This is a genomic window from Vibrio sp. 10N.222.55.A1 (assembly GCF_041473835.1).
Classification (GTDB): Bacteria; Pseudomonadota; Gammaproteobacteria; order Enterobacterales; family Vibrionaceae; genus Vibrio; species Vibrio crassostreae_C.
This window is the reverse complement of record NZ_JBFRSX010000003.1, coordinates 1-718: the sequence shown is the minus strand read 5'-3', so window position 1 is coordinate 718 and position 718 is coordinate 1. Positions and strand designations below refer to the sequence as shown.

Here is a 718-nt window from a genome sequence, read left to right as displayed (position 1 = left end):
CTTAATCCTTATTTGTTATGCAATGGCTAAGTTGCATATTTTTTATGCATCTAAGACACTAGAACGAATTATTCTGGATTTAAGTGCAGAATTTTTCTGTTTGATAGCTGTTATATGTACAGGGAGTTTCAATGAGGGGTTTTCTCAAAGGGATTTTAGCTTATCTTGTTGTGATCTCGGTAGCTCTGCTAATTTCTCGCAATTTTTTTGATTACCTATCCACAATAGACTTGGTTGACTACATTGCATATAGCGGAATTTTACTTGTTGTGTTGGCAGGCATTACATTTGATGGTAACAATCCAGCTAATCAAGACTTTTTGTCGTTAATGATTCATCGTGAACTTGTGTCCCGAACCAATGACTTTCAAGACGAAAGTAATAAAGTAAGTTTTGCAGTTAATGTCGGATTGATAGGTATATTTTTACTTATTACTAGTGGTGTAATGGCTTGGCATATTAGTAAGTAAAACATATAACAAGGCGCCTAAATCTGAATCGTAAACGCGTGCCGAACTCGCTTCGCTCAGACATGGCACACCTCCACTTTCAGCGTAGCTAAGCGTTATGCCTCGTATTTCTTCCAGAGTTAAAGCAACTACCATATCTAGTCTTAATAGTTTGTTTAGGTTCACGGTGCCTTTCTTAACTATTTGGTAGAGTGACATTTCAATGAGCATGGAGGTTTTGTAATGGGAACGGCGTTGTTGCCTAAATT

General features: G+C 37.2%; 2 protein-coding genes and 1 pseudogene. 2 read left to right on the top strand and 1 reads right to left on the bottom strand.

The window, feature by feature from the left end; all coding sequences use genetic code 11:
* A partial coding sequence (locus AB4493_RS00470; protein WP_372154355.1) for a hypothetical protein occupies positions 1-211 on the top strand: 211 nt, incomplete at its 5' end.
* Positions 132-470, top strand: a complete 339-nt coding sequence (locus AB4493_RS00465) for a hypothetical protein (RefSeq protein ID WP_372132339.1) — start codon at positions 132-134, stop codon at positions 468-470. The genes AB4493_RS00470 and AB4493_RS00465, both read left to right, overlap by 80 nt.
* Here the strand turns inward: AB4493_RS00465 and AB4493_RS00460 are convergent.
* A pseudogene (locus tag AB4493_RS00460) lies at positions 426-718 on the bottom strand (hypothetical protein); the annotation flags it as partial. The gene AB4493_RS00465 and the pseudogene AB4493_RS00460 overlap by 45 nt on opposite strands.

Bases quoted from the DNA above. Each gene is read 5' to 3' on its own strand.
- AB4493_RS00465 (WP_372132339.1), top strand. From the start codon at position 132: ATGAGGGGTTTTCTCAAAGGGATTTTAGCTTATCTTGTTGTGATCTCG.